Below are 24677 nucleotides of genomic sequence, written 5' to 3'. Positions count from 1 at the left end.
AAAGTGGGACAATGCGAACCGAGGATGTCCTGACCGCGATCGGCACCGGCCTGTGGCGCTGGGACCTGATCTCCGGATCGGTCACCCTCGACGCCGAGGCCGCCCGGCTCTTCGGCTGGCCCGCCGAACCCCTGCAGACCACGAAGGCCGCCGTCCGCGCCCGGCTCCACCCCGTCGACTGGAACGAGATCGAGGGCGTCGTACGCCTCGCCGTCGCCGAGTCCACCCTCGCCGAGGTCCGGCTGCGCGTGATGGACGGCGACAGCCGGGTCGTCCGTACGGTACGCAGCCGCGCCAAGCCCGTCGTCACCAGCCGGCCGGACGGCGACGAGGAATTCGAACTGTTCGGTACGGTCCAGGAGGTCAGCGAGCCGCGCCCCGGCACCGCCGTCGAGGGCAGCTCCATCACCGGCGACTGGCGCCGCTCCCGCGAGGCGTTCCTGCTGGACGCGGGGCGCGCGCTGGCCGAGGCGCGCTCCACCGCCGAGGTCCTGCGGGTCGCCGCGTCCCTCTCCATGCCCGGGTTCTCGCCGGACGGCCTGGCGGTCTTCGGCGTCTCCGGGGGCCTCACCGGCGGCCCCTCGGGGCAGCGGCTGCGGATCATCGGGCACCACGGGCACGACGCCGGGGACGTGGGCCCCTTCGAGGAGATGTCGCTCGACACGGACTATCCGGCCGCCGAGGTCGTCAGGACCGGCCGCGCCGTCTATCTGCCGACACCTGAGGCGTACGAGCGCCAGTACCCCGCCACCTGGCAGTACGTCCAGCGCTTCGACCGCAGCTCCTGGGCGTTCGTCCCGCTGGTCGTGGCGGGCCGCACCCTCGGCACCTGGATGGCGGCCTTCAAACACCGGGTCGCCTTCTCCCCGGACGAACGCTCCGTGCTGACCACCGTCGCGCGCATGCTCGCGCAGGCCCTGGCCCGCGCGGGCGTCGCCGAGTCCGAGCGCGAGCTGTCGATCGGCCTCCAGCGCTCGATGATGCCGCGGCTGGGGCCCGAGATCCCGGGGATGACGGTGGCGGCGCGGTACGTGCCGACCGGCGGCGGCCTCCAGGTGGGCGGCGACTGGTACGACATGATCCCGCTGCCGGACGGACGGGGCGGCGACCGGTCGGGCGGACGCTTCGCGCTGGTCATCGGGGACGTGCAGGGCCATGACGTCCACGCGGCCGGCCTGATGGGCCAGCTCAGGATCGCGCTGCGGGCGTACGCCGCCGAGGGGCACCGCCCGGACGCGGTGCTCTCCCGCGCCTCCCGCTTCCTCGCCGGGCTCCAGCACCATCCGGGGCAGGACGGCGCCCCCGGCGGCAGCCCGGCCGGCGAGCCCGGCGCCCCGGCCGGGCTGTTCCCGGGGACCGCGGGCTCCGACAGCGGTCCCGACGCCCTGGCAGGGCCCCGCTTCGCGACCTGCCTCTACCTGGAGGTCGACCCGGAGACGGGCACCCTCGACATCGCCCGCGCCGGCCATCCGGACCCGGTGATCCGTACCGCCGACGGCACGGCGGTCATCCGGCAGACCGCGGGCGGGCTGCCCCTCGGGATCGAGGCCGACTCCGACTATCCGACGACCCGGCTCCAGCTCGGCCCCGGCGAGCTGCTGATGCTCTGCACGGACGGGCTGATCGAGACGGGCGGGCACGATCTCGCGACGGGCTGGGAGCGGCTGCGCCCCGTACTGGAACAGCCCGAGCGGCCCCTACGGGGCGGCGTACGACGCGCCCCGGACGGCGGCGGTTCGGGCGAGGGCGGGTCGGACGGCGGCGCGTCGGGAGAGGGCCGTACCGGGGAGGGCCGTACGGAGGCGGGCGCCCGGCTCGACGGCGCCGCCGAGCTGGAGAAGCTCGCGGACGCCCTGGTCCAGGCCGTGCACGGCCCCACCTCGTACTACACGACCGGGCCGCTCGCCGACCGCCGCGAGGACGACATCGCGCTCCTGCTGCTCTCCCGCGACCGGGACGGCGCGGCCTCCCGTACCGCCAGGACGCCCGCCCGCAGGACCGCGCTGACCATCGCGCAGGCCGAACCGGAGCGGATCGCGGGCGCCCGGCGCCAGCTCCGCGATCTGCTGCACGACTGGGCGGACCCCGAGCAGGTCGACGCGGCGGAGCTGATGGTCTCCGAGATACTGACCAACGTGCTCGTCCACACCGACGGTGACGCGCTGCTGGTCGCGGAGGCGCGGGGCGAGCACGGAGCGCGCCGGCTGCGGATCGAGGTCGCGGACACCAGCGACGACCTGCCGCACCGCCGGCGCCCCGGCGAGCTGGCGTCCAGCGGGCGGGGGCTGGTGCTGCTGGAGATCCTGGCGGACGCGTGGGGGGTGGACCCGCGGGGCGAGGGGAAGTGCACCTGGTTCGAGCTCTACGAGGACGGCGGAGGCGGGGCGGCGGTACCGTCCGGGCCGTCGGATCCGGTGGAGGAGTCCGCGGCGTAACGTTTTCTCACCTCGGAGAGCACCCCGAACGCGGCGGCCGTCAGCGGTACGGCCAGCAGCATGCCCAGGATCCCGGCGACGCTCGCGCCCGCCGTGATCGCCAGCATCACCACGGCGGGATGCATCTGCACCGTACGGCTCTGGATCATCGGCTGGAGCAGATGCCCCTCCAGCACCTGGACGGCGAGCACCACCCCGAGCGCCCAGAGCCCGATCACCCACCCCCGGTCGACCAGGGCGACCAGCACGGCGACGGCGCCGGAGATCAGGGCACCGAGGTACGGGATGTACGCGCCGACGAAGACCAGCGCCCCCAGCCCGACCGCGCCGGGCACCCGCAGGATCAGCAGGCCCACGGTGATGCAGATCGCGTCGATGAGCGCGATCAGGGTCGTCCCGCGCATGAACCCCTCGACGGCCCCGAACGCGCGGCGCCCCATCGCCTCGACGGCCCGCCCGGCGTGTCCCGGGGCGAACCCCCGGAGCGCGCGGGCCGCCCGGGACGCGTCCCGCAGGAAGAAGAAGACCAGCAGCAGCGCGAGGACGGCGGTGGCGATCAGCTCCCCGACGACGCTGATCCCGGTGAGCACCCCGGAGGCGGCGGTGGTGCCGAACTTCCCGACGAGGTCCTTGGCGTTCTTCGCCAGATCTCCCAGCGAGGTCCCGGCGGCCCCGCCGAAGTGCTTGCCCACCGCCTGGCCCGCCTGGCGCAGCGAGGCGACGATCTGGTCCCCGGTGTCGACGAGCGCGCTGACGACGATGTACCCGGCGCCGCCCACCACGCCCACGATGGCGACGCAGGTCAGCGCGGAGGCGAGCGACGCGTTGAGCCGCAGCGCGATCAGCCGGCGGTGGAGCGGGCCGAGCAGCGCGGTGCCGAGAAGGGCGAGCAGGACGGGGGTGACGGCCGTCTTGAAGGTGACACACAGCCAGATCGCGACGGCCCCGACCCCGGAGACCAGCAGCACGACCCCGCACCACGCGGCGAGGCGCCGCGCGCTCTCGGGGAGGAGGGGGTTCGGCGGCGTCTGCACGCTCCCAGCCGACCACGGCCGGGCGGCCTTGTCCTGCGCTGCCCACCGCCCGGGTGACGCACCGTCACCCGGGCGAACGGAAGAGCCTCCGCGGGTTCCCGAACGGGAGACCCTAGGCGCGTTCCCGAACGGAAGACCCTAGGCGCGTTCCCGAACGGGAGGCCCTACGCGCGCTCCCGAACGGACGACCTAGGCGCGTTCCGCCGGAACCGTGCCCAGGCGGCCCGCCTGGAAGTCCTCGAATGCCTGCTTCAGCTCGGCGTGACTGTTCATCACGAACGGGCCGTAGTGCGCCATCGGCTCCCTGATCGGCTGCCCGCCCAGGAGCACGACCTCCAGGTCCGGCGTGTGCGCGTCCTGCGTCGCGTCGGCCCGTACGGTGAGCGAGCCGCCCGCGCCGAAGACCGCTGTCTGGCCGGTGTGGACCGGACGGCGCTCCGTGCCGACCGCGCCGCGCCCGGCCAGGACGTACGCGAGACCGTTGAAGTCCTCGCGCCACGGCAGCGTCACCTCGGCGCCCGGCCGCAGCGTGGCGTGGATCATCGTGATCGGGGTGTGGGTGACGCCGGGGCCCTCGTGGCCGTCCAGGGCGCCCGCGATGACCCGCAGCAGCGCGCCGCCGTCGGGCGAGGTCAGAAGCTGGACCTGGCCGCCGCGGATGTCCTGGTAGCGCGGGTCCATCATCTTGTCGGAGGCTGGCAGGTTCACCCAGAGCTGGAGGCCGTGGAACAGCCCGCCGGAGGTGACCAGCGACTCCGGCGGCGCCTCGATGTGCAGCAGGCCCGAGCCCGCCGTCATCCACTGGGTGTCGCCGTTGGTGATGGTGCCGCCACCGCCCTGGCTGTCCTGGTGGTCGAATATCCCGTCGATGATGTACGTGACCGTCTCGAAGCCGCGGTGCGGGTGCCAGGGGGTCCCCTTCGGCTCTCCCGGCGCGTACTCCACCTCACCCATCTGATCCATCATGATGAACGGGTCGAGGCGCTTGTAGTCGATCCCCGCGAACGCGCGGCGCACCGGGAATCCCTCGCCCTCGAAGCCGCCGGGCGCGGTCGTGACGGCGAGCACGGGACGGGCCACGGCGTCGGCCGGAGCCGTCACACGGGGCAGGGTCAGCGGGTTTTCGACGGTCACTGCGGGCATGACGGCCTCCTCAGGCTCTCTTGCGTCAATTTAGTTGAACAGTGAACATCCCGCAAGGCGTGCCGTATTCCCGGACGCCTTCCAGACGCTTTCCGGACGCTTTCCGGACGGAAGAAGGGCCCGTACCGGTGCGGTACGGGCCCTCGTCAGGATCGGGGGACGGCGTGCTCAGCCGTACATGCGCCTCATCGCGAAGTCCACCATCTGCTCGACCGCCTTCGCGTCGAACACCATCCGGTGCTCGCCCTCCATGTCGAGCACGAAGCCGTACCCCGTCGGCAGCAGGTCGATCACCTCGGCCCCGGTGATCACGAAGTACTTCGACTCCTTGCCCGCGTAGCGCCGCAGCTCCTTGAGCGTGCTGAACATGGGGATCACCGGCTGCTGGGTGTTGTGCAGCGCCAGGAACCCGGGGTTGTCACCCCGCGGGCAGTAGACCTTCGACGTCGCGAAGATCTGCTGGAAGTCCTCGGCCTGGAGCGACCCCGTCGTGAACGCCCGCACGGCGTCGCCCAGCGACGGAGGCGACGGTTCCGGATACAGCGGCTGCTCGGCGTACCCGCCCGCGCCGGCGCCACCCATCGGCTGCTGCTGCGGGTGCGCGTACTGCTGCTGAGCGCCCATGTTCTGGTCGTAGCCGTACATGGACGCAAGAGTACTGAGGAATGGCGCCCCTGGGATCCCCGTCTACCACGTCACACATCGCCCGCGGGCCCCGGTGCGGGGTTGCATCTTATTACCGATGGGTAGCATCATCGGTAGCTACCAACCGGTACTGGCATACGCATGAGGGATCTGCCTCCTGCCTTTCCGCCTTCCCGATCCTTACGGAGTCGTCGCCATGGGGCACTACAAGTCGAATCTCCGCGACATCGAGTTCAACCTCTTCGAGGTCCTCGGGCGCGACAAGCTGTACGGGACGGGCCCGTTCGCGGAGATGGACGTCGAGACCGCCAGGAGCATCCTCGAAGAGGTCACCCGCCTCGCGGAGAACGATCTCGCGGAGTCGTTCGCCGAGGCCGACCGCACCCCGCCGGTCTTCGACCCGGAGACGAACACGGCGCCGGTCCCTGCCGCCTTCAAGAAGAGCTACCAGGCATACATGGACGCGGAGTACTGGCGTCTCGGCCTGCCGGAGGAGATCGGCGGCACGACCTCCCCGCGCTCCCTGATCTGGGCCTACGCGGAGCTGCTGCTCGGCGCCAACCCCGCCGTGTGGATGTACGCCTCGGGCCCGGCCTTCGCCGGCGTCCTGCACGACGAGGGCAACGACGCGCAGAAGAAGGTCGCCGCGATCGCCGTCGAGCGCCAGTGGGGCTCCACGATGGTCCTCACCGAGCCGGACGCGGGCTCGGACGTCGGCGCGGGCCGTACGAAGGCCGTCGAGCAGGAGGACGGCACCTGGCACATCGAGGGCGTGAAGCGCTTCATCACCTCGGGTGAGCACGACATGTCGGAGAACATCCTCCACTACGTCCTCGCCCGCCCCGAGGGAGCCGGACCGGGCACCAAGGGCCTCTCGCTCTTCCTCGTGCCCAAGTACGAGTTCGACTGGGAGACCGGCGAACTGGGCGAGCGCAACGGCGTCTACGCGACGAACGTCGAGCACAAGATGGGCCTCAAGGCGTCCAACACCTGCGAGCTGACCTTCGGCGACCGCCACCCCGCCAAGGGCTGGCTGATCGGCGACAAGCACGAGGGCATCCGCCAGATGTTCCGCATCATCGAGTTCGCGCGGATGATGGTCGGCACGAAGGCGATCGCCACCCTCTCCACCGGTTACCTGAACGCGCTGGAGTACGCCAAGGAGCGCGTCCAGGGCCCCGACCTGGCGCAGTTCATGGACAAGAACGCGCCCAAGGTCACCATCACCCACCACCCCGACGTACGCCGCTCGCTGATGACGCAGAAGGCGTACGCGGAAGGCATGCGCGCCCTGGTGATGTACACGGCTTCGGTGCAGGACGAGATCGCGTTCAAGGAGGCCGAGGGCGAGCCCACGAAGGCGCTGCACGGCCTCAACGACCTGCTGCTGCCCATCGTGAAGGGGTACGGCTCCGAGCGGTCGTACGAGCAGCTCGCGCAGGCGCTCCAGATCTTCGGCGGCTCCGGATACCTCCAGGAGTACCCGGTCGAGCAGTACATCCGGGACGCCAAGATCGACACCCTCTACGAGGGGACGACGGCGATCCAGGGCCAGGACTACTTCTTCCGGAAGATCGTCCGCGACCAGGGCCAGGCGCTGAACACCCTCTCCGAGGAGATCAAGACCTTCCTCGCGGTCGGCACGGGCGGTACGGAGCTGGCCCCGGCCCGCGAGGCGCTCGCCAAGGCCGCAGGTGACCTGGAGGCGATCGTCGGCGTGATGCTGACCGACCTCACGGCCACCGGCGAGGACGTCAAGAACATCTACAAGGTCGGCCTCAACACCACCCGCCTGCTGATGGCTTCGGGCGACGTGGTCGTCGGCTACCTGCTGCTGCGCGGCGCCGCCGTGGCCGCGGAGAAGCTGGAGACGGCCGCGTCCAAGGACGTGGCGTTCTACCAGGGCAAGATCGCGGCCGCGAAGTTCTTCGCCGCGAACGTGCTGCCGGGCGTCGCGACGGAGCGGGCGCTCGCCGAGTCCGTCGACAGCACGCTGATGGAGCTGGACGAAGCGGCGTTCTAAGCACGGGGCACGGGCCCGGGGTCACGGGTCCGGGGCCACGGTTCACCACGGGTCGGCAGGGCACCTCCCGCACACCACGCGGGAGGTGCCCTGCCGTACGTGCGGGAGGCGCCCCGCGCACGGCGCTCGCGGCTGCTGCGCGGCTACTGCCAGGGCCGGTGTCGGACCTCGTCGTTAGGGTTGGGCCCATGAGCACTTCCACCCGCTTCGACCGCGGCCTCACCGACGACCTCATGTCCTACCTCGCGGCCAGCCCGTCGCCGTACCACGCGGTGGCGAACGCCGCGGCGCGCCTGGAGAAGGCCGGCTTCCGGCAGGTGCGGGAGACGGACGCCTGGGACGGGTCGAAGGGCGGCCGGTACGTCGTGCGCGGCGGTGCGCTCATCGCCTGGTTCGTGCCGGAGGGCGCCGAGCCGCACACCCCGTTCCGGATCGTCGGCGCGCACACCGACTCGCCGAACCTGCGGGTGAAGCCCCTGCCGGACACCGGCTCGTACGGCTGGCGCCAGATCGCCGTCGAGGTGTACGGCGGGACGCTGCTCAACACCTGGCTCGACCGTGATCTGGGGCTCGCGGGCCGGGTCACCCTGCGCGACGGCTCGCACCGGCTGGTCAACGTCGACCGGGCGCTGCTGCGCGTCCCGCAGCTCGCCGTCCACCTCGACCGCTCGGTCAACACGGACGGCCTGAAGCTGGACAGACAGCGGCACATGCAGCCGATCTGGGGCCTCGGGGAGCCCGAGGAGGGCGATCTGATCCGCTTCGTCGCGGAGGAACTGGGCGTCGAGGCCGACGAGATCACCGGCTGGGACCTGATGCCGCACGCCATCGAGGCGCCCTCGTACCTCGGCAGGGACCGCGAGCTGGTGGCGGGCCCGCGGATGGACAACCTGCTGTCGGTGCACGCGGGTACGGCGGCGCTGGCCGCGGTCGCGACGGACTCCGGCGCGCCCCTGCCGTACATCCCGGTCCTCGCCGCCTTCGACCACGAGGAGAACGGCTCGCAGTCGGACACCGGCGCCGAAGGCCCCCTGCTCGGTACGGTCCTGGAGCGCTCGGTGCTCGCCCGCGGGGGTACGTACGAGGACCGCGCGCGGGCCTTCGCCGGCACGGTCTGCCTGTCGTCGGACACGGGACACGCCGTCCACCCCAACTACGGGGAGCGCCACGACCCGACGCACCACCCGCGTGCCAACGGCGGCCCGATCCTCAAGGTCAACGTGAACATGCGGTACGCGACGGACGGCAGCGGCCGGGCCGTGTTCGCCGAGGCATGCGAGAAGGCGGGCGTGCCGTGGCAGACGTTCGTCTCCAACAACGCGATGCCGTGCGGCACGACGATCGGCCCGATCACCGCGGCCCGGCACGGCATCCAGACCGTCGACATCGGCGTGGCCATCCTGTCCATGCACAGCGCGCGCGAGCTGTGCGGCGCGGACGACCCGTACCACCTGGCGAACGCGCTGGTGGCGTTCCTGGCGGGCTGATGCAGGAGGCGTACGTCCCGGAGCGCCCCGCGGACCGAACCGCCGCCGCCCGCATGCCTGTTCCGGTCAGGGGTACCCGGTGCATGACCGACACCCGGCACGACACGACTCCTGTGAAGAGGCGGCCCCCATGGGCATAGGCGGATGCATCACTCTCATCGCGGTAGGCGCGATCCTCACGTTCGCGACCGACTGGGAACTCGACAGCGTCAACCTCGACCTGGTCGGCGTGATCATGATGGCCGTCGGCATCATCGGCACGGCCGTCATGACCAGCATCGCGCGCCGGCGCAGGGCGATCGTCACCCCGGTCGCACCGACGGTGGTGGACCGGAACGAGCGCTTCTGACGGACGACGGACGACGTGCGCCCGTACGGCGCCCGCCCGAACGACGCCCGCCCGAACGGCCCGCGCCCGTACGCCTTCCGGCCGGCGCTACGCGTCGAGTCCGGCGAGCACGAGCCCGAGCCGGGACGTCCCCGCGTCGCCGACCACGACCGGAACGCCCCAGTCCTGCTGGTGGACATGGCAGGCCGGGTACTCGTTCAGCGGGTCGTCGTCGCACGAGGCGGCCATCGCGGACACGTGCAGCACACCCTCGGTGACATCCGGGGCCAGCACCAGATCGCGGCCGAGATCCGTACCGGCGCCGCCGCCCTCCAGCAGCAGTTCCGGCGGGGTCGCCGAGACCAGCAGCCGGGTGGACGGGCCGTACCGCGTGTCCAGCTTCTGCCCGGTCGGCGCCGTGAAGACGACGTCCAGCCGCAGCGCGCCCGGCGCGACCTCGGTCGCGGCCCGCTGCGTGCGGTGGGCGACGGACTCGACGCGCACCGCCTCCTCCGGCAGCCGCAGCCGCGTCAGCCGGTGCCGCGCGGACTCGACGACGACGATGTCCTCGCCCACCAGGACGGCGTCGCTGGGCTCGCGCAGATCGGTGGCGAGCGTGGTCACCTCGCCGGTCGCGGGGTCGTAGCGGCGCAGCGCGTGGTTGTACGTGTCGCAGACGGCGACGGAGCCGTCGGGCAGCGCGGTGACCCCCAGCGGGTGCTGGAGCAGGGCCTGGGCTGCGGGGCCGTCGCGGTGCCCGAAGTCGAAGAGCCCGGTGCCGACGGCCGTACGGATCACGAACCCGCCACCGTCCGCGCCGTCCTCGTCGGGGCCCGGCTTCCGCTCGACGTACCGCAGCGCGCTGGTCTCGGAGTCCGCGATCCACAGCCGGTCCCCGGCCGCCGCGAGCCCGGACGGCTGCGCGAACCACGCCTCGGCGGCGTCCCCGTCCACCAGCCCCTCGTTGGTCGTGCCGGCCGCGGCCTCGACGGTCCCGGTGGCCGGGTCGTACGTCCAGAGCTGGTGCACCCCGGCCATGGCGATCCACACCCGGTCCGCCCACCAGGCGACGTCCCACGGCGAGGAGAGCGCCACCTCCAGGGCGGGGCCCGAGGTCGGCGCCCCCTGCCACCACTGCCGGCCGGTCCCGGCGACGGTCTCGATCGCGCCGCTCACCGGGTCGTACGTACGCAGCGCGTGGTTCACGGTGTCCGCGACGATCACCCGCCCGTCGGGCAGCAGCGCCAGCCCCTGCGGCTCGCTGAACGCGTCGGGGCCGAAGCCGCGCTGCCCGCTGCCGATGCGCCGTACGACCGTCTCCGCGTCGGCGTCCAGCTCCACGAGCTGGTGCCGGGTCGAGTCCGAGACGAGGAGATGGCCGCCGGGCAGCTCCAGCGCCTTGCCCGGGAAGCGCAGATCGGTCGCGACGGGCTCCGGCGGCACATACGGCCCGTCCCCGCGCCGCAGCGTCCCCTTGGCCGCGTGCTCGGCCTCCAGCTCCTCGACGAGCTTCGCGAGGGCGTGCGCGTGGCCCTCACCTGCGTGCTGCGCGACGACGTACCCCTCGGGGTCGATCACGACGAGCGTGGGCCAGGCCCGTACGGCGTACTGCTTCCAGGTCGCCAGCTCGGGGTCGTCCAGGACCGGGTGATGCACCTCGTACCGCTCGACGGCGTCGACGACGGCCTGGTGCTCGGCCTCGTGCACGAACTTCGGCGAGTGGACGCCGATGATCACGACGGTGTCCCGGTGCTTCTCCTCCAGCTCCCGCAGCTCGTCCAGGACGTGCAGGCAGTTGATGCAGCAGAACGTCCAGAAGTCGAGAATGACGATGCGTCCCCGCAGGTCGGCGAGGGTGTACGAGGTGTCGCCGGTATTGAGCCAGCCGCCCTTGCCGATCAGTTCGGGGGCGCGCACGCGCGCGCGGCGGGAGGGGGCGGGGGTCGCGTCGTTCATGGTTCAAGGGTGCCACTCCCGAACCGGCCCGCACGACCCGCACACCCGCACCGCCCGGGCCACCCGCACCGCCCGGACCGGCCCGCACACCCGCGCCGCCCGCAGCCGGCGCCGACGGGCCGTCGCTCAGCGGCGCGGCGGGGACGGGGACGAGGGCGGGAGCTGGGACGGGGACGAGGGCGGGGACGGCGGCGCGAGCCCGAGCCGCCGGTCCTTCAGCGCCGGGAACTGCTCGCGCGTCCGGGCGACCTTCGCCGGGTCGACCTCCACGACCAGCACCTCCTCGCCCGTGCCCGCCTCGGCCAGCACCTCGCCCCAGGGGTCCACGACGATGCTGTGCCCCGACTGCTCCACCCCGGCGTGCGTCCCCGCGGTGGCGCAGGCCAGGACGTACGCCTGGTTCTCCACGGCGCGCGCCCGCGCCAGCACCGTCCAGTGCGCGCGCCGGCGTGCGGGCCAGCCCGCCGGTACGACGAGCACCTCGGCGCCCGCGTCGATCAGCCCGCGGAACAGCTCGGGGAAGCGGAGGTCGTAACAGGTGGCGAGGCCGAGGGTGGTCTCCGGCAGCCGTACGGTGACGAGTTCACCGCCCGCGTCCATCAGCGTCGCCTCGCCCTTGTCGAAGCCGAAGCGGTGGATCTTGCGGTACGTACGGACCAGTTCACCGGCGGGGGAGAGGACCAGCGAGGTGTTGAAGAGCGCACCCGAGGCCGCGGCCTCCACCACGGACCCGGCGTGCAGCCAGACCCCCGCGTCGCGCGCCGCCCCGGACATCGCCGCGAAGGTCGGCCCGTCCACCGGCTCCGCCGCCGCCGCGAAGGACTCGTACGCGAACGCCCCGACCGGCCAGAGCTCCGGGAGGACGACGAGATCAGCGCCACGCTGTTCCCGTACCAGGGTGGCAACGCGCCGTCTACGGGATTCGACCGATTCGTCCGGGTCTACTGCGATCTGGATCAGCGAAGCGCGCACAGTACCACCGTCCTGGCATTCGAGCCGTCAACACGGGCCTACGATCGTCACACGAAAGCACTGCCGGGGTGCCATCGGGCAGCGTAACTTAGCTGCCGAACCTCCCACGTAGCCCGCAGCCCGCAGCCGCCCGCCAGCAAGCCAGCCCGCGTACCGCAGAACCGCCGAGGGGTCCCGTGACCGTCCATCCCAGCCTTCAGAACTACGCCGATGCCTGGACCCACTCCATCGAGGCCATAGCCGAGCTGGTGCAGCCGCTCGTCGAGGGTGAATGGAACCGGCGCACCCCGTGCCCCGGCTGGTCCGTGCGGGACATCGTCTCGCATGTCATCGGTCTGGACTGCGAGATGCTCGGGGACCCGCGGCCGATCCACTCGCTGCCCCGCGATCTCTATCACGTACGGGACGACCACACCCGCTACATGGAGATGCAGGTCGATGTGCGGCGCCACCACACCGCGCCGGAGATGACCGCCGAGCTGGAGTACACGGTCATCCGCCGCAACCGGCAGTTGCGGAACGAGACGCGCGCGCCCGACACCATGGTCCGCGCGCCGCTCGGCGCCGAGCAGACCCTGGAAACCGCCATGCGGATGCGGGCGTTCGACATCTGGGTGCACGAACAGGACCTGCGCTCCGCGCTGAACAGGCCCGGGAACCTGGACTCCCCCGGCGCCCTGGTCGCCCGTGACGTGCTGCTGGCCGCGCTGCCGAAGGTCGTCGCCAAGGACGCGGGCGCGCCGCCGAGTTCGGCGGTCGTCATCGACGTGAACGGCCCGCTGGAGTTCCTCCGTACGGTACGGGTGAACGCGGAGGGACGCGGTTCGGTCGACGGCTCGCCCTCGCTCGGCCCGGTCGTCACGCTCGCGACGGACTGGGAGACGTACTTCCGGCTGGCGTGCGGACGGGTGCGGCCCGCGGCGGTGGAGGACCGGCTGAAGGTGGACGGCGACCAGGAGCTGGCGGAGGCGATCCTGCGGAACTTCGCCGTCACCCCGTAGCTCCCGGGCCCGTCAGGTCCAGACGATCAGACAGGAACGTGCACGGCTTCGTTCAGACAGGAACGTGCACAGCCTCCACCCGGCTCGCCACCAGCCGCTCCCGCTCCCGCCGCGCGGTGCGCGAGCGCAGCCGCAGGATCTGGACGATCCCGATCGTCTGGAGGACGAAGACGGACGAGAACGCGATCCGGTAGTTGTCGCCCGTCGCGTCCAGCAGGACACCGACCGCGAAGAGCGTCGTCATCGAGGCCGTGAAACCACCCATGTTGACGATTCCGGAGGCCGTGCCCTGACGCCCGGGCGGGTTCGCGGGCCGGGCGAAGTCGAAGCCGATCATCGACGCGGGCCCGCAGGCGCCGAGGACCGCGCAGAGCGTGATCAGCAGCGGCACGGGGGCGTGGTCGCCGGGGTACGTGACGATCGTCGCCCAGATCAGCGCGGTCGCCCCGACCGTACCGAGGGCGAGCGGCACCCTGGCCGCGTGGTGCCGGGCGATGACCTGGCCGTACACCAGCCCGACGACCATGTTGGAGAGCACGATCAGGGTGAGCAGCTCCCCCGCGACGGCGCGGGACAGGCCCTGCGCCTCGACGAGGAACGGCATCCCCCAGAGCAGCAGGAAGAACATCGCCGGGAACTGGGTGGTGAAGTGCACCCACATCCCCAGCCGGGTACCGGGCTCGCGCCAGGACGCGGCGATCTGCCTCCGCACGTACGCGGCTCCCGCGTGCTCGGCGGGCGGCGGCTCGTGCCCCTCCGGGTGGTCCTTGAGGAAGAGCAGCAGCAGGACGAGGACGACGACCCCGGCCAGCGCACTGCCGGCGAACGTCGCGGCCCAGCCGAGGGAGCCGAGGGCGCGGGAGATGAAGATGGTGGAGACGAGGTTGCCCGCCATCCCGAACAGGGCGGCGACCTGGGCGATCATCGGCACGCGCCGGGCCGGGAACCAGCGGGTGCCGAGCCGCAGCACGCTGATGAAGGTCATCGCGTCGCCGCAGCCGAGGAGCGCGCGGGCGGCGAGCGCCGTGCCGTACGAGGGGGAGAGCGCGAAGCCGAGCTGCCCGACCGTGAAGAGCACGACGCCGAGAGTGAGCACCTTCTTCGTGCCCAGCCGGTCGACCATCAGGCCGACGGGTATCTGCATGCCCGCGTAGACGAGCACCTGGAGGATCGAGAACGTCGACAGGGCCGAGGCGTTGATGTGGAAGCGCTCGACGGCGTCGAGACCGGCCACGCCCAGGCTCGTACGGAAGATGACGGCGACGAAGTAGACGGCGACGCCGATGCCCCACATCCAGGTGGCGCGCCGGCCGCCGGGTGGATCACCGGGCAGGGTGACGGAGACGGCGCTCACCGGTCCGTACCCCGGACCAGCACCTTGACGCGGCTGACATGGCGGCGCACACAGGCGGCGGCGCCGTCGGCGTCGCCCGCCCTGATGGCTTCGAGCATCTCGGCGTGTTCGGTGACGTTCTTGGCGATCCGGTCGGGATGCGCCTCCAGCACGGCGACGCCCATCCGCAACTGCCGGTCCCTGAGCTGGTCGTACAGCTTGGAGAGGATCTGGTTGCCCGCGTTGCGCACGATCTCGGCGTGGAAGCACCGGTCGGACACGGCGACCGCCCCGAGATCCCCCTCCTCGGCCCGCTGCCGCTGCGCCTCCAGCAGCTCCTCCAGCCGCGCGAGGAACGCCGCGGACGCGGGCACGGCCTTGCGTACGGCGAACTCCTCGACCAGCAGCCGGGTCTCGACGACATCCGCGATCTCCTGCGCGGAGACGGCGAGCACGAGCGCGCCCTTCTTCGGGTAGAGCTTGATCAGCCCCTCGACCTCCAGCTTGAGCAGCGCCTCGCGCACGGGGGTACGGGACACCCCGACGGCCTCGGCCAGCTCCCCTTCGGTGAGCAGCGTCCCGCCCTCGTAACGGCGGTCGAGTACGGCTTCCTTCACATGGCTGTAGACACGGTCGGCGGCGGGAGGCTGCTTCATGGGGAGCTTCGGAGCATGCTTCACGGGAGCGGCAGGGGCAGGGACGGGCGGCATGCACGCATCATAGATACAACAGAGGTGCAACAGAAAATCCATTCCGCCATACGGACGTACACCCCCGCGAATGGGCGGCGACGCGCCCGCCGCACGCCGGAGGAGCCCCCACGAGCGCAAGGAGAGACCACATGACCGACCACACGACCGCCGACATGACCGACGGCTCAGAGGCGACACCGGACAGCACGGCGGTACGGGTGGCCCTCTGGCGGGCGATGCACGTACAGGTGGACCCGCCGCCCCACGTGTTCGAGGACGAGATCGGCCTGCGCCTGGCCGCCCCCGACGACGAGTGGCGGCGCCGCCCGGACATGGACCCGGACGCCACCCGAGGGTTCCGGGCGGCCGTCGTGGCCCGCGCCCGCTTCATCGAGGACCTGGTCGAGGAGCAGGCCGGCCACGGCGTCACCCAGTACGTCGTCCTGGGAGCCGGCCTGGACACCTTCGCCCAGCGCAGACCGGAACTCGCCGCCCGCCTGCGCGTCTTCGAGATCGACCGGCCGGGCCCCCAGGCATGGAAGCGGCGCCGCCTGACCGAGCTGGGTCACGGGGTCCCCGAGCGGCTGCGCCTGGTGCCGGTCGACTTCGAGACGCACGAGGACTGGTGGAGCCATCTGTCCACCGCCGGCTTCGACCCCGGCCGGCCGGCGGTCGTCGTCTCCACGGGCGTCACCCAGTACCTCACCGAGGAAGCCACCACGGCCACCCTGCGCCGGCTCGCCGGACTCGCCCCCGGCTCGACGCTCGCCCTGACCTTCCTGCTGCCGGCCGAACTCCTCGACCCCGCCGACCGCCCCGCCCTGGAGGCGACCGCACCGCGGGCGCGGGCCTCCGGAACGCCGTTCATCAGCTTCTACCCCCCGCGGAGGATGCTGGCCCTGGCCCGCGACGCCGGCTTCCGTAACGTCCACCACGTACCGGGAACGGCCCTCGCCGACCGCTACTTCGCCGACCGCGCCGACGGCCTCCGCCCGTCGAGCGGCGAGGACCTGCTCGTGGCCACCGTCTGACGCGCCCGGCCGGGAGACCGCGCCCAAATGAGATGCGGCGAACATCCCGCGCTGCCAGGCTGCGCGCCATGGACCGCGAAAAGATCTCCCGCCTGTCGCACGCCGACCACCCCATCAACAGCCCCCTCGACGACGAGTCGGTGCGCCGGCTGCTCCACCGGACCGTGGACCGGGGCGACGAACGCGTACTGGACCTCGGCTGTGGTGAGGCGGCCTGGCTGCTGCGGACCCTGGCCGCCCATCCGGAGGTGACCGCCGAGGGCGTCGACACCTCGGCCCAGCTCCTGGCCAAGGCCCGGAAGGAGGCGGTGGACCGGGGAGTCGAGGACCGCCTCGTACTCCACCAGCAGGACGCCCCGGAGTTCGCGTCCCCGCGCCCCTTCGACGCGGTGCTCAGCGTCGGCGCCACCCACGCCTTCGGCGGCCTCCTGCCCACCCTCGACGCCGCCCGCGAACACCTCGCCCCCGGTGGCCGCGTCCTGGTCGGCGACGCCTACTGGGAACGCGAACCCAGCGCCGCTGCCCGCGAGATACTGGGCGAGTACGAGGACCTGGCGACCACCGTGGACCGCGTCACCGCCCACGGCTGGACCCCTGTCTTCGGGCACATCAGCACACGCCAGGAACTCGACGACTTCGAGTGGTGCTGGACCGGCTCCCTGGCGACCTGGGCCCTGGACCACCCCAAGGACCCCGACAGCGCCGAGATCCTGAACGTCGCCTCCACCCACCGCTCGCAGTGGCTGAACTCCTACCGCGACAGCTTCGGCTTCCTCACCCTGGTCCTGCGCCGAACCTCCGAGTGACCCAACCGCTCCCACGCTCCCGCGAAAACACCCACCGGACGCGGCACCCCCTCCGTAGGCTGAACGAGGCCCGGGACACGCCCCCGGCCGGAGGCCGGAGGTATGCGCATGGTGTCCACGGACCGGCTGCTGGCGTTCACGGCGATGTCCCTGCTGGTGATCGTGATCCCGGGACCGAGCGTGCTCTTCGTGATCGGCCGGGCCCTGGCCCACGGCCGACGCAGCGCGGTGGCCACCGTGCTGGGCAACGTGGCCGGCTCCTACACCCTGGTGGTGGCGGTCGCCCTGGGCATAGGGACGCTCGTCGAACGATCGGTGACCGTGTTCCTGACGGTGAAGCTCGCGGGCGCGGCCTATCTCGTCTACCTGGGCGTACATGCCTTCCGCCACCGCAAGGAGGTACGGACGTCATCCGGCGACGGCGGAACGGACCCGGGACGCGGAAGTCTGCGCACCGTGGGGGACGGCTTCGTCGTCGGCGTCACCAACCCCAAGAGCCTCGTCTTCTTCGGCGCCGTACTCCCCCAGTTCGTGAACCACTCCGCCGCCCAGGTCCCCGCACAGATGCTGCTCCTCGGACTGGTCCCGGTCGGCATCAGCCTGATCACGGACACCCTGTGGGGACTCGGCGCGGCGGCGGCCCGCGGCTGGTTCGCCCGCTCGGAGCGCCGGCTGTCGATGATGGGCGGCGCGGGCGGCTTCGCGATGATCGGCCTGGGCGTAACGGTCGCGGCGACGGGCCGCGCGGACTGAACGACGGCAGGGCGGCCCCCAGGCCAGAACCGGTCGCACACCGAAGGGGCACCCCGTTTCCGGAGCACCCCTTGTGACCAGCGCATACGCTGACCTGCTGCGGTGGGAGGGAAGTACGCGAACGATCAACGGAGATCGCTCACTCGGATACGTCCCCCTTCTCTCGACCCTCCATGGTGTGGAGGAGCAACTGTGTCAGCGCGACCGCTACGCCAGAGACTGCTGCACCGCTCAGGATCCGGTCCTGGGGCAGCCACGCGCCGAGCCCGAAGGCGGCCAGGGCAACGAGGACGGAGTTGAGTCTCCGTCTCCTGGCCCTGAGCCCCATGGGTGAGGCACTCTTGAAACGCCGGAAAGTGCGCATGCCGCTCGCTTTCAGGTCAGGACGCCGTCAGGGCACGAAGGCTTAGGTGTGCAGCCAGGAACCTTCGTGTCCGACGGTGTCCGGTGGTGTCCGACGTACTCCGTTGTACTGCATCCGCGAACTCCCAGGTCATCAAAGGCTGGTTGGGGGATAAGTTGATGACAAGAGCGGGATAAGCCGTTGACAGCACCAGGGGGAGGGCGCAATGAAGCGCCGAATCGGGAAGCCGCAGACACCCGATGGACTGCAGTACGAGTTCTTCGAACTGATGCAAAGGCACGTCCTGCATCAAGGGGACGAGTCGCTCGCAACGCTGAGCAAGGAGTCCGGATGGTCGCGCCAGACGTGGCACAAGGCCCTGCGCGGGCCGGAGCTGCCAAACCGCGACCTGGTCAAGGCACTGGTGGAGCATCTGTTTCGAGAGCCAGGCGAAGAAGAAGCTCGCCGCGTGGCGGTGCGTGAGGCGCTTGCTGCGTGGACGGCTGCCGTTGCTGAACGAACTTTTGGATCACGCGTCGACCGAGTCGAGCCATCACCAGAGAGCGACGCTGCGGCTCAGCCTGCGCTCGGCGACATGAAACCTCCACCTACGGCGGACGTGCCCGACCGGTCCATGGTCAGACATCCGCTCGCCCCTTGGCGTCCAGAGAACTTTGACTGGAACGCCGGCAAGCAACGAAGAAATCTGCCCGAGGAAGCGCGGCTCTTTGCACTGATCAGGAACTACCACGTCAGAGCGGGGAGCCCACCCATGCGATGGATCAGCGAGCGCATGCCCGAGGAGTATCCCGTAACGCGCAGCACTCTCAACGGCTGGCTCAACGGCAACAGTCTGCCTACCTACGGCGACAGACTGCTCAAGGCCCTTGAGGTGATGCGGCAGTTCCGCCCCGATCCCGATCTTGACCCTGATGAGGATGCTGCCGACTTGAGTGCAATCGACGAAGCACTCACTGCGGCTTGGCACGCGCGCCCTCGCTAATCCGCGTATGTCCGACGAGCCGGCAGCTATGTCCGACGCGCCGGCACTGGCTGACCAGTGCGTTTGCAGCGGGATTCCGTCTATGTCCGACGAGCCGGCAGCTATGTCCGGTGTGCCGGCGCGACCCGAGGGTGCGCATACCTCCGAAATGCGACATCAGGCACGATGTGTCTCCAGAGCGGCACCGTCTGCTGCACTTGACGGCTGCAGTCCGTGGCTCGCCGAACAGCGGAGGATACGAGATTCGAACTCGCGAGGGGTGCCCCCACACGCTTTCCAACACTGCGGGAGCACGTCCGGGACCGTTCAGCAGCGTTCAGTAGCGGGTGATAGGTAGCGTCCGGCCTGCCGTTGAACGCCCGCGAACACACATGGTTGAGACTGTGCTGCCCCCGCTGCCTGTGTGCGCTCGGCAGAATCGAACCCGCAACCTTCTGATCCGTAGGCGAGTAGGGCATCACGGTGGACTCCTCAGGCGCCATGAGGGCTCTGCCAGGACAGACAAAGGCGGTAGGCCCCTGGACTGCTGCCGGGCGTCGTTGTGTACTCCCGTTGATGTCAGAGACCGATGTCAGCGAGCCCTCGTATACAGACCGCCCGTAGGAGTGAGGAGACGGGCCTTACGACGCGAATGGCCAGCAAGCGGGTAACACTGGAGTCCTCCGCTACCGACGCGGCCGGAGCCTGCTATGACGAAATCAGCCCAACTGTCATGTCAGCCCCATTGCGCTGATCTTCAAGCTTCCCTGACTATGGACATGCCAGGGGAGGCGATGAAGTGTGCGGCAGGGGGGCAACGGGTGGGGCTGAACAGCGAGGTTTGGCAAGGGCACTTCGCCGAGGGGCTCGTGTGGGCACTCTCGTGCGCCGCTGGCCTAAACCCAGGAAAGCGCAGTCTTGACGTCGATGGGGTCGACATTCAGATTGGGTTTCCAGGCAGAGTCCAGACGATGCGCTATCCGCTAATCGAAGCCCAAGTCAAGTCATGCTGCAACCCAACATACGTGGGCGAATCCTTCTCGTATTCGATCCCGGTGAAGAACTACAACGACTTGATCGGAACAGTCGGCATAGAGCTGCCGACCCGACGGTATTTGTTTTTGGCGCATACGCCAGTTGCCAAATCCGATTATGTCATCTCCAGCGAGATTTCGAGTATCTTCCAGTACGCGGTCTACTGGGTCGACCTGATGGATCATGACCAGATCGACCCCGAGCTACAGGCCAATAAGTCGGTTCACGTACCTAAAAGAAATCTACTAACCATTGATTCTTTGACTGGCTTAGTCAGAGGCGACATGACGCAGGGGAGGCTTGCAGGATGATGACCGACTTTGACGGATTTCACTTCAGTCAAGCGAGCGACCCGCAACGCATCTCCCTCTATTTGGCATCTCGGGGATGGTCGCCTCAGGATGAGCAAGGCGGGACGCTGTGGATGTCACATGATGATTCATACGAAGCGTTCATTCCTCGGTACCGCAAAATGCGGGGATACGTTTCGTACATCCAGCAACTCCTGAAGACTCTTTCGCAGGCCGAAGGCCGAAGCGAATCCAAGATCTCGCTTGAAATTGCCACCTCAGATGCGGACGTTCAGTACGTCCACACCGAGCCCGACGCCGACCCCGGGACGACACCTATCGATGAGGGCATCAAAGCCTTCGAGAGCCTTCGGCAGTGGGTTCTTTCTGGGGCAGTTTCGGAGAGCAGCGAGCGCGCCCGCCCTGTGCAGCCGGCACGCAAGCCCACCCAGGCCCTCGATTTCATGCGCACTGTCCGTCTGGGGCCGACCTTCGAGGGCAGCTATATCTTGACGGTCTACATTCCGGTTCCACCTCGAATCGGCCAGACAGAACTTGAGATAGACCACCCCCAGGTCAGGTTTATGAGCCAACCGTATGAACGTCGAGTATCCCTCAAGCTAATGAAAGCAACGAGGGAAGCTGTAGCGGCGGCTGACGAGGTAATCCAGCGACGAGACGACATCCAGGCATTCACGCGGCGGGCCGAAATGGGCGTGACAGCCAACCTTTGCGAGGCGATCTCCGGATTCACTTCCCGCGAAGGAGGTGAGACTAAAATTGATTTCTCGTGGGCGCTATCGCGTCCCGTGGAGCCAACAGCACCGATTCGACTCGGTCGTGATCAGGTTGTTGTGCTTCGTGAGGCCGCCCAAGAATTGCGGGCGGCGGAACCCGAGGAGGACGTCACCGTCGTGGGTGCGGTAGTGAGACTTCACCGGGAAGGCTCCCTTGGTCCCGGGGAAGTCAGCGTCGCAGGAATCATCGAAGGAAGCGTCAACAACCGCCTTCGGCGCGTGTGGCTCGATCTGACCGAAGGTGACTATTCTGAAGCAACTCAGGCTCACCGAAACGGCGCTACTGTCTTGGTGACAGGAAGTCTCGTCAGGCGCGGCAATCGGTACTTTCTGCAAAACCCTTCAGGATTCACGGTCCTAGCTGAAAATTCTTAGGGGTTAGACCCTTCGACCAACTGCCAGCAGATGGGAGCTGGCGGCGAGCAATTCCGGGTACGGCTCTGCCATCCGAGCCGCCTCCAGGGCAGAGGCGATTAGCGCGCCTCTGTGGGTCCCTCACCAGGCTGTTGCTCAGCAGCTTTGACGAGCGACCACGCGGGGCCCTCGATGCCGAAGACCTGGACATCAGTGAGCCCGGACGCGGTCAGCGGCCAGCTCCGCGTCAGCCGCGCCAACCTCGACGCCTGGTGAGAGACCTGCGAGCAGAACGCCGCCTGACCTGCCGTCGACCCGAGCCCGCCCCTGGATCCTCAGGGGCGGGCTCTGTCCTGCTCTGGAGAGACATGCTCACGTACGACGTTGTTGTGTGGTCCATCCGTCGCCGCTCCGGCCGACCGAAGCCCTGGGAACTCCGGTGGCGCGTAGGCGAGGAGGGGCATTCGAAGCGCTTCGCGCCCAAGCCGCAGGCGGATGGCCGCCACTCGCAGCTCATGGAGGCTCTGCGCAGGGGCCAGCAGTTCGACGAGGAAACGGGACTGCCGGAACAGGAGTTGGCCGCCCTTGCGACGCCGACGTGGTACGAGCATGCCAAGGCGTACGCGCTGATGAAGTGGCCAGGGGCTGCGGGGAAGCACCGGGCGAGCATCGCCGAGTCGCTGGCCGTCGTGACGCCTGTCTTGGTGCGCACCACCGCCGGGCAGCCGGATCCCCGAACTCTGCGCGGCGCTCTGCCAGTGGGCGTTCAGAGCCGTAAAGCCCGAAGACGGCGACTGGTTGCCGCGCTGCGAGACCGAGGCTCTGCCGGAGGACATGAGGAAGGCTCTCGATTGGGTCGCGGCCAACTCCCTGAAGGTCAGTAACGCCGCCAAGCCGGAGCACATCCGTTCCGCGTTTCGCCGCCCTGTCGAAGAAGCTCAACGACGCTCCGGCCGCCGAGAACACGGCCAACCGCAAGCGGATGGTGCTCAGCAACGCCTTTCGGTACGCGGTTGAGGAGCGGGCGCTTCTGAACCGGCATCCGTTTCTCGTCGTTGACTGGACGGCCCCGTCCACGTCCGACGAAGTCGGCTTCAGGTACGCCCCCGGCCCCCGGCTAGCGCGCCGGCTGCTCGGCGCCGTGGCGGAGCAGGGCCCGCGGGGTGAGCACCTGGAGACGTTCTTCGGCGCGATCTACTACCTGGCTACTCGCCCCGGTGAAGCCGTCTCGCTCCGAAAGGAGCACTTCACGCTCCCACCGGAGAACGAGCCGGATGCTTGGAGAAGTCCTGGTCTCCGAGAGTCACCCCGAGGTCGGGGCAGGGTGGACGGACGGAGGGAAGTCCCACGATGAGCACGGGCTCAAGCACCGAGCCCGCAACGCTGTTCGCGCCGTTCCGATCCCGTCGGTCTACGTCCGGAAGGTCCGCGCGCACATCGCCCGCGGGGTGGCCCCGGACGGTCGGCTGTTCTGGGCCGCGCGCGGCGGCCGGGTCACGTCGAACGAGTACTGCGCGGTCTGGGATGCGGGCGCGCGAAGCCGTGCTCACTCGGCCCCGAGTTGAAGTCGGATATGGCCGCCGTGCCGTACTGCCTGCGGCATGCCGCCGTCTCCCTGTGGATCAAACAGGGCGTCGACCCGGTGGAGGTCGCCTACCGCGCCGGCCACAGCGTCGCGGTGCTCTACCGCTTCTACGCCAAGCTCCTGAAGGGCAGTTCCGCCCATGCCAACAGCCTGATTCAGAAGGGTCTGGAGGAGGCGGAGGAGTCCTGATCCTGGCCCGCGTATGGCCCACACGCACTGGTCAGAGGCGGTACATCCCCGAATCAGGGTGAGACAGGCCAAGCGAAGAGGGCGTGACCCCGAACCGGGTTCACGCCCTCTGACCAGCGCATACGCTGGCCCGCTGCGGTGGGTGTGGGATTTGAACCCACGGTGACATCGCTGCCACGACGGTTTTCAAGACCGTTCCCTTAGGCCGCTCGGGCAACCCACCCATGCTCCGGCCCGCCTGGGGCGGAGCGGCTACAGCCTACCGGCTGACCGGCTCGGTCGCGTAAGCCCTGGCAGGCAGGGGGCGGCCCGGTCGGTGCGGACTAGCTCGCAGGGCTTGTGGGTACAGGTTGGGGGTGCTGCTGGACGGGCGTGTCTCGCTGCGGCCCGTCTGGGGACCTCCGCGACGACGCACGAACCCGCCCAGCACAGGGGGAATGTCAGCAACGGGGGGGGATGCATGGAGCCGACAGAGTTAGTGGCAGCGGCGGTCCGGCTGGTGGCGTCGTCCGCGAGCAGTGGTGCGGCCTCGGCCGTGGGGACGCGGGTCGGAGAGGTGATCACGCAGCGGTTGGGGCAGTCACCGCAGGGCCGGCGCGCCCTGGCCGGGTTGGAGTCGGCGGACGCGTCGGACGATGGCAGAGCGTCCGAACCGGCGCGGGCGGCGGTGAGCAGCGCGTTGCTCGACGAGGTGCTGGAGGATCCCGAGTTCAGGCGGCGACTGGACGAAGCCGTGGCCGAGGCCCTGTCGGGGGCCCACCAGCCGGTGTCCGCGGGGCAGCCAGGCATCAACATCGGCGGGACCCGTAACAAGGTCAAGGGGAACTTTTCCCTCGGCCCGCTCACGATCCACAACACCCGCACCAATCAAGTGGCCGCCCTTGCCATCCTGCTGGTCTTCGCGGTGGCCGCGGTGCTGATCTTCCGTACGAGCGGGGAAGAGAGAGTGTCGGCGCCGTTGAACGACCCCGCCGTGGTGCGGACCGTCGTGCCCGACGAGGGCAGCGTGCCGTCGGGCTGGACCGTGACGGAGCAGCCCAAGGCCGAGCGGTGTGGCGGGCAGGCCGATTGCGCGAAGTTGCTCGGTGGCGCCACCGCCAGTTGGAAGGAGGCCGAACTCGTCGTGTACGCCGCGTCGTCCGAGGGCGCCGCCTCCGACCTCTACTCCGAGTTGCGCACCTCCGTGTCGGAGGAGGACTCCGCGACATCCGTGGATGTGGGCGACTTCGGGAACGACCGCAGTGGATGGCGTCACGGTGAGCTCAGCGAGGTGATCGCGCGCAGTGGGACGGTGCTGGTGAGGGCCGCCAGCGGCAAGGACGCCGGTGCCGATGCGGAGAAGCTGGCTCAGGTGGTCGTGGAGCGCGCCGATCAGGCGCAACGCGGCGACACCCCGAGCGCGTCCATGCGCGACTAGGTCGTACGGAGCGTGGTGACGGGCACTGGGACTGAGAGGCTGGGGC

At 69.9% G+C, this 24677-nt stretch carries 20 protein-coding genes, 1 tRNA gene and 1 pseudogene; 13 read left to right on the top strand and 9 right to left on the bottom strand.

Annotated elements, in window-relative coordinates; all coding sequences use genetic code 11:
- Positions 1-11 precede the first annotated feature (11 nt).
- The gene (locus tag ACIO3P_RS12655; RefSeq protein WP_401849168.1) at positions 12-2435 is read left to right on the top strand and encodes a SpoIIE family protein phosphatase; all 2424 of its coding nucleotides are present in this window, start codon (positions 12-14) and stop codon (positions 2433-2435) included.
- On the opposite strand, the gene ACIO3P_RS12650 is transcribed toward ACIO3P_RS12655, so the two are convergent.
- The 3 genes from ACIO3P_RS12650 to ACIO3P_RS12640 all read right to left on the bottom strand — a co-directional run bounded on the left by ACIO3P_RS12650 (position 2363) and on the right by ACIO3P_RS12640 (position 5257).
- Positions 2363-3469 carry an AI-2E family transporter gene (locus ACIO3P_RS12650; RefSeq protein WP_329822906.1) on the bottom strand — a complete coding sequence of 369 codons (1107 nt, stop codon included), beginning with the start codon at positions 3467-3469 and terminating at the stop codon, positions 2363-2365. The genes ACIO3P_RS12655 and ACIO3P_RS12650 overlap by 73 nt on opposite strands.
- A 189-nt stretch (positions 3470-3658) precedes the next feature.
- Entirely contained in the window at positions 3659-4612 is a 954-nt protein-coding gene (locus ACIO3P_RS12645) for a pirin family protein (protein ID WP_401849167.1), read from the bottom strand.
- 168 nt (positions 4613-4780) lie between these two features.
- Complete coding sequence (locus ACIO3P_RS12640) at positions 4781-5257, bottom strand: SseB family protein (RefSeq protein ID WP_329822904.1); 477 nt, start codon at positions 5255-5257, stop codon at positions 4781-4783.
- Between the two features lie 196 nt (positions 5258-5453).
- Between ACIO3P_RS12640 and ACIO3P_RS12635 the strand changes: the two genes are divergently transcribed.
- The 3 genes from ACIO3P_RS12635 (at position 5454) to ACIO3P_RS12625 (ending at position 9116) form a co-directional block, all read left to right on the top strand.
- Positions 5454-7280: an acyl-CoA dehydrogenase gene (locus tag ACIO3P_RS12635; protein WP_329822903.1), complete on the top strand. Its 1827-nt coding sequence runs from the start codon at positions 5454-5456 to the stop codon at positions 7278-7280.
- 188 nt (positions 7281-7468) lie between these two features.
- A complete protein-coding gene (locus tag ACIO3P_RS12630) occupies positions 7469-8767 on the top strand; it encodes a M18 family aminopeptidase (RefSeq protein WP_329822902.1) in 1299 nt (432 codons plus the stop codon).
- A gap of 130 nt (positions 8768-8897) precedes the next feature.
- The gene (locus ACIO3P_RS12625; RefSeq protein WP_329822901.1) at positions 8898-9116 is read left to right on the top strand and encodes a DUF6458 family protein; all 219 of its coding nucleotides are present in this window, start codon (positions 8898-8900) and stop codon (positions 9114-9116) included.
- Between the two features lie 87 nt (positions 9117-9203).
- On the opposite strand, the gene ACIO3P_RS12620 is transcribed toward ACIO3P_RS12625, so the two are convergent.
- Positions 9204-11051, bottom strand: a complete 1848-nt coding sequence (locus tag ACIO3P_RS12620) for an NHL domain-containing thioredoxin family protein (protein ID WP_329822900.1) — start codon at positions 11049-11051, stop codon at positions 9204-9206.
- A 126-nt stretch (positions 11052-11177) separates the two neighbouring features.
- Entirely contained in the window at positions 11178-12023 is an 846-nt protein-coding gene (locus tag ACIO3P_RS12615; RefSeq protein ID WP_401793406.1) for a carbon-nitrogen family hydrolase, read from the bottom strand.
- 176 nt (positions 12024-12199) lie between these two features.
- Between ACIO3P_RS12615 and ACIO3P_RS12610 the strand changes: the two genes are divergently transcribed.
- Complete coding sequence (locus ACIO3P_RS12610) at positions 12200-13024, top strand: maleylpyruvate isomerase family mycothiol-dependent enzyme (RefSeq protein WP_329822898.1); 825 nt, start codon at positions 12200-12202, stop codon at positions 13022-13024.
- A gap of 52 nt (positions 13025-13076) precedes the next feature.
- On the opposite strand, the gene ACIO3P_RS12605 is transcribed toward ACIO3P_RS12610, so the two are convergent.
- Both ACIO3P_RS12605 and ACIO3P_RS12600 read right to left on the bottom strand, forming a co-directional pair.
- The gene (locus ACIO3P_RS12605) at positions 13077-14318 is read right to left on the bottom strand and encodes a nitrate/nitrite transporter (RefSeq protein WP_401849540.1); all 1242 of its coding nucleotides are present in this window, start codon (positions 14316-14318) and stop codon (positions 13077-13079) included.
- A gap of 56 nt (positions 14319-14374) precedes the next feature.
- Positions 14375-15067, bottom strand: a complete 693-nt coding sequence (locus tag ACIO3P_RS12600) for a GntR family transcriptional regulator (protein WP_329822897.1) — start codon at positions 15065-15067, stop codon at positions 14375-14377.
- A 131-nt stretch (positions 15068-15198) separates the two neighbouring features.
- Between ACIO3P_RS12600 and ACIO3P_RS12595 the strand changes: the two genes are divergently transcribed.
- The 6 genes from ACIO3P_RS12595 to ACIO3P_RS12570 all read left to right on the top strand — a co-directional run bounded on the left by ACIO3P_RS12595 (position 15199) and on the right by ACIO3P_RS12570 (position 21461).
- Positions 15199-16080 (top strand): class I SAM-dependent methyltransferase, encoded by an 882-nt coding sequence (locus ACIO3P_RS12595; protein ID WP_329822896.1) that lies wholly within the window; start codon positions 15199-15201, stop codon positions 16078-16080.
- Between the two features lie 68 nt (positions 16081-16148).
- Positions 16149-16886: an SAM-dependent methyltransferase gene (locus ACIO3P_RS12590; protein ID WP_401849164.1), complete on the top strand. Its 738-nt coding sequence runs from the start codon at positions 16149-16151 to the stop codon at positions 16884-16886.
- 108 nt (positions 16887-16994) lie between these two features.
- Positions 16995-17639 carry a LysE family translocator gene (locus tag ACIO3P_RS12585; protein WP_329822894.1) on the top strand — a complete coding sequence of 215 codons (645 nt, stop codon included), beginning with the start codon at positions 16995-16997 and terminating at the stop codon, positions 17637-17639.
- 569 nt (positions 17640-18208) lie between these two features.
- A complete protein-coding gene (locus ACIO3P_RS12580) occupies positions 18209-18985 on the top strand; it encodes a hypothetical protein (RefSeq protein ID WP_401849163.1) in 777 nt (258 codons plus the stop codon).
- 800 nt (positions 18986-19785) lie between these two features.
- Positions 19786-20310 carry a DUF4365 domain-containing protein gene (locus tag ACIO3P_RS12575; RefSeq protein ID WP_401849162.1) on the top strand — a complete coding sequence of 175 codons (525 nt, stop codon included), beginning with the start codon at positions 19786-19788 and terminating at the stop codon, positions 20308-20310.
- On the top strand, positions 20310-21461 hold the full coding sequence (locus ACIO3P_RS12570) for a hypothetical protein (protein WP_401849160.1): 1152 nt from the start codon (positions 20310-20312) through the stop codon (positions 21459-21461). Before ACIO3P_RS12575 ends, ACIO3P_RS12570 begins: the two co-directional genes overlap by 1 nt.
- Positions 21462-21464: 3 nt before the next feature.
- On the opposite strand, the pseudogene ACIO3P_RS12565 reads toward ACIO3P_RS12570, so the two are convergent.
- A pseudogene (locus ACIO3P_RS12565) lies at positions 21465-21745 on the bottom strand (SAM-dependent methyltransferase); the annotation flags it as partial.
- A gap of 1268 nt (positions 21746-23013) precedes the next feature.
- Between ACIO3P_RS12565 and ACIO3P_RS12560 the strand changes: the two are divergent.
- On the top strand, positions 23014-23214 hold the full coding sequence (locus ACIO3P_RS12560; RefSeq protein ID WP_401849158.1) for a hypothetical protein: 201 nt from the start codon (positions 23014-23016) through the stop codon (positions 23212-23214).
- 136 nt (positions 23215-23350) lie between these two features.
- Here ACIO3P_RS12560 and ACIO3P_RS12555 read toward each other — a convergent pair.
- Positions 23351-23437: transfer RNA gene (locus ACIO3P_RS12555), tRNA-Ser, on the bottom strand.
- Positions 23438-23692: 255 nt separating this feature from the next.
- On the opposite strand from ACIO3P_RS12555, the gene ACIO3P_RS12550 reads away from it, so the two are divergent.
- Complete coding sequence (locus tag ACIO3P_RS12550; protein WP_401849157.1) at positions 23693-24631, top strand: hypothetical protein; 939 nt, start codon at positions 23693-23695, stop codon at positions 24629-24631.
- The last annotated feature ends 46 nt before the right edge of the window (positions 24632-24677 follow it).

This window comes from Streptomyces sp. NPDC087310 (assembly GCF_044744405.1).
Lineage (GTDB): Bacteria > Actinomycetota > Actinomycetes > Streptomycetales > Streptomycetaceae > Streptomyces.
Note: the sequence above shows the minus strand (reverse complement) of the source record. Positions and strands in the feature narration are given on the sequence as shown.